Here is a 3,277-nt window from a genome sequence, read left to right as displayed (position 1 = left end):
GACCGGCCGCACCGCCCTGACCGATGTGCGTCGCGTGCTCGGCGTCCTGCGTGCGGACAGCCCGTACGCCCCGACGCCCGGGCTGGACGAGTTGCCCCTCCTCGCCCGGCAGGCGGCGATCGGCGGCGTCGACGTGCAACTCGACGTACGACGGGAGGAGCCGGCCGGCGCGGTGCCGGAGTCGGTGGGCCTCGCGGTGTACCGGATCGTGCAGGAGGCGGTGACGAACGTGGTGAAGCACGCGGCGCCGGCCGAGTGCCGGGCCACGGTTACCGTCCGGCCCGACGAGGTGCGGGTGGAGGTGACCGACGACGGGCGGCGGCCGGTCCTGCTCGGCGGGGAGGGGCACGGGTTGATCGGCATGCGGGAACGGGTGGCGTTGCACGGCGGGGAGTTCCGCGCCGGCCCACGCCCCGACGGTGGCTTCGCGGTGACGGCCAGCCTGCCCTACCGGGTGGCCGCGTGATCCGGGTGCTGATCGCCGACGACCAGGCGTTGCTGCGCGGCAGTTTCCGGTTGCTGGTCGATCTCAGCCCGGACTGCACCACAGTCGGCGAGGCGGGCACCGGCGCGCAGGCCGTCGCGTTGACCGGGCAGCACCACCCGGATGTGGTGCTGATGGACGTCCGGATGCCGGAGATGGACGGCATCGAGGCGACCCGACGGATCTGCGCCGACCCGGCGACGGCCGACACCCGGGTCATCATCCTGACCACGTTCGACCTCGACGAGTACGTCTACGGGGCGCTGCGCGCCGGGGCCAGCGGGTTCCTGCTCAAGGACACCCCACCGGCGGACCTGCTGACCGGGATCCGGGTGGTCGCCGCCGGGGAGGGGTTGCTCGCGCCGACGGTGACCCGCCGGCTGATCGACGAGTTCGCCCGGCGGCCGGAGCCGACCAGGCCGTTGCCCCGGCGGCTCGACGGGGTGACCGAGCGGGAACGGGAGGTCCTCGCGCTGATCGCCCGGGGCCTGTCCAACGCGGAGTTGGCCGCGCACCTCAACCTCAGCCAGGCCACCGTCAAGACGCACGTCGGGCGGCTGCTGACCAAGCTGGCGGTACGCGACCGCGCGCAACTGGTCATCGTCGCGTACGAGACGGGCCTGGTGGGGCCGGGCGGCCTACGCTGAGCGGGTCGGCGCGCACCCAAGGAGGAGCCATGACCCGCTACGTCGCCCTGCTGCGCGGGGTCAACGTCGGCACCACCCGGCTGGCGATGGCCGACCTGCGCCGGATCGTCACCGACCTCGGGCACGAGGACGTCAGGACGTACCTGCAGAGCGGCAACGTGGCCTTCGGCAGCACGGTGCGCGACGCGGAGAAGCTGGCCGCCGGCATCGCGCGGGCGCTCACCGACGAGCTGGCGCTGACAGTGCCGGTGCTGGTGCGCAGCGGTCGGGAGCTGGCGGCGATCGCCGGCGGCAACCCGTACGCCGACCGGGACGACGACCCGACGCGACTGCTGGTGGCCTTCCTCGCCACCGCACCGGAGAAGTCCACTGTGGACGCGCTCGCCGTGCCCGGTGGCGAGAACGTGTCGTTCACGGTGACCGGCCGGGAGGTGTTCCTGCACTACGTCGACGGCGGTTACGGCCGGTCGAAGTTCACCAACGCGTACCTGGAGAAGAAGCTCGGCGTGGTGGCCACCACCCGCAACTGGAAGTCGGTGCGGGCCCTGGCGGAGATGACCGCCGGCTGAGCACGGTGGGGGTCGCGGCCCCCGCGACCCCCATCCGCGCTGCTCAGAAGTGGTACGCGGTCTCGTACTCGGGCACCAGGACCCGGCTGCGCGGCGAGATCCGGCGGATCGCCGCGATCATCTCGTTCAGCCGGGTGCGGTCGGTCGGTGCGACGGTCGGCGGGTTCTGCAACGCCGTCTCGAAGTTGTCGTAGTGCACCGGCACCACGACCTTCGGGTAGTCGAGGCCGGCCAGCAGCCGGGGCAGGTAGTCGCCGGTGGTGGTGGCGTTCTGCATGGCCACCATCGCCACGTCGGGCGCGAGGCCGGTCAGATTCCGCTCGGCGACGTCGCTGGCCCCGGTGAAGTAGACCGACGGGCCGCCGTCGACCCGCAGCAGGTAGCCCAGCGTGTCGCCCTCCGGCAGGTCAGCGATGGTGGCCGGCTGCGGCGGTGGGGTCACCAGCACCCCGGGAAAGGCCACCGAGTACGACGGGTTGCGGCTGTGCAGTGAGCCGACCACCTCGACGGTGTGGTCCCCGAAGTCCAGCACCTCGCCACCCTTGACGGCGCTGAGCTGCGTCGACGGCAACCCGTAGGCCAACCCCAGGTGGTACGCGGTCAGCGTGCCGAACACCCGCGCGCCGGTGCGCTTGGCGATGTACGGCACGTCCATGAAGTGGTCCCAGTGGGTGTGCGTGACGAGCACCGTCAGGGCCTTGTCGACGCGCGGGTCGATCACGTCGGTGCGCACTGTCAACCGGGTCTGCGTGTTGAACGGGCCGGTGAACAGCCCGGTGTCGATGCGGCTGAGGAACGGGTCGACGAGGACGGTGCGGTCGCCGATGTCGACCCGCCAGCCGGCCGTACCCCACCAGCGGAAGCTGACCGCGCCCTTGCGGCGCGCGGTCGGCGCGGGGGCGGCGGTCGGGGGCGCGGCCTGGGCCGGGGTGGCGACGCCGGCGGCGAGGCCACCGGCGGAGACCAGGGCGGTGGTGGCGGCGGCGTCGCGCAGGAAGCGGCGACGGTCGAGGTTGGGCATGCGGATCTGCTCCCCGTGCTCGGGTGATCGGTCGACACGAGCCAACCAGCGCCACCCGACCCCGGTCCAAGATCAAACGCCGTCGGCTCCGATACGACGCCGCATATCGGACCTGGTCAGCGGCGGTGCGCAGACGCTCCGACGGGCGACAAATCAGTTACCGCGCAGCGCCTCGACGGCCGTCCGGGCGGCCTCCCCCATCGCCAGGTCCACGTCGATGCGGCGCGGGGCCAACTGTTCGGCACGGGCGAAGACGGCGATCGCGTACCGGCCGCCGTCGGGGTACTCGGCGACGCCGGCCTCCAGGTGCAACCCGGGCAGGGTGCCGGTCTTTCCGGACACCCGGACGCCGGGCGGGAAACCGGCGGCCAGCCGGGTCCAGAAGAGCTGCCGGGCCATCCAGGTGCGAACCATCGCGCACGCTGCGGGCGGCCCGGCCTCGTCCCGCCAGATCAGCGTGAGCAGCCGGGTGATCTCCCGGGCCGTGCTGGACGTGGTGCGCGCGGGGTCGAAGACCCGCATGGCCCGGACCCGCTCCGCCGGCAGGGTGGGAAAG

General features: G+C 72.9%; 5 protein-coding genes. 3 read left to right on the top strand and 2 right to left on the bottom strand.

What is annotated here, in order from left to right; genetic code table 11:
* The 3 genes from KBX53_RS27170 to KBX53_RS27160 form a co-directional block, all read left to right on the top strand.
* Positions 1–466, top strand: a 466-nt coding sequence (locus KBX53_RS27170) for a sensor histidine kinase (protein ID WP_369010014.1), incomplete at its 5' end; no start/stop codon positions are given.
* On the top strand, positions 463–1,131 hold the full coding sequence (locus tag KBX53_RS27165; RefSeq protein WP_210862376.1) for a response regulator transcription factor: 669 nt from the start codon (positions 463–465) through the stop codon (positions 1,129–1,131). The genes KBX53_RS27170 and KBX53_RS27165, both read left to right, overlap by 4 nt.
* A gap of 29 nt (positions 1,132–1,160) precedes the next feature.
* Positions 1,161–1,700 (top strand): DUF1697 domain-containing protein, encoded by a 540-nt coding sequence (locus KBX53_RS27160; protein WP_210862374.1) that lies wholly within the window; start codon positions 1,161–1,163, stop codon positions 1,698–1,700.
* Between the two features lie 43 nt (positions 1,701–1,743).
* Here the strand turns inward: KBX53_RS27160 and KBX53_RS27155 are convergent, their stop codons facing one another.
* Positions 1,744–2,721: an MBL fold metallo-hydrolase gene (locus tag KBX53_RS27155; RefSeq protein ID WP_210862372.1), complete on the bottom strand. Its 978-nt coding sequence runs from the start codon at positions 2,719–2,721 to the stop codon at positions 1,744–1,746.
* Between the two features lie 153 nt (positions 2,722–2,874).
* Positions 2,875–3,277: serine hydrolase (locus tag KBX53_RS27150; RefSeq protein ID WP_210862370.1), on the bottom strand; the 403-nt coding region annotated here is incomplete at its 5' end.

The organism is Micromonospora sp. M51 (genome assembly GCF_018070305.1).
Lineage (GTDB): Bacteria > Actinomycetota > Actinomycetes > Mycobacteriales > Micromonosporaceae > Micromonospora > Micromonospora parva.
The sequence above is the reverse complement of the archived record's forward strand: the minus strand, read 5'-3'. Positions and strand labels throughout refer to the sequence as shown.

Excerpts from the sequence above, each read along its gene's own strand:
- KBX53_RS27160 (WP_210862374.1), top strand. The coding sequence starts at position 1,161 with ATGACCCGCTACGTCGCCCTGCTGCGCGGGGTCAACGTCGGCACCACC.
- KBX53_RS27155 (WP_210862372.1), bottom strand. The coding sequence starts at position 2,721 with ATGCCCAACCTCGACCGTCGCCGCTTCCTGCGCGACGCCGCCGCCACC.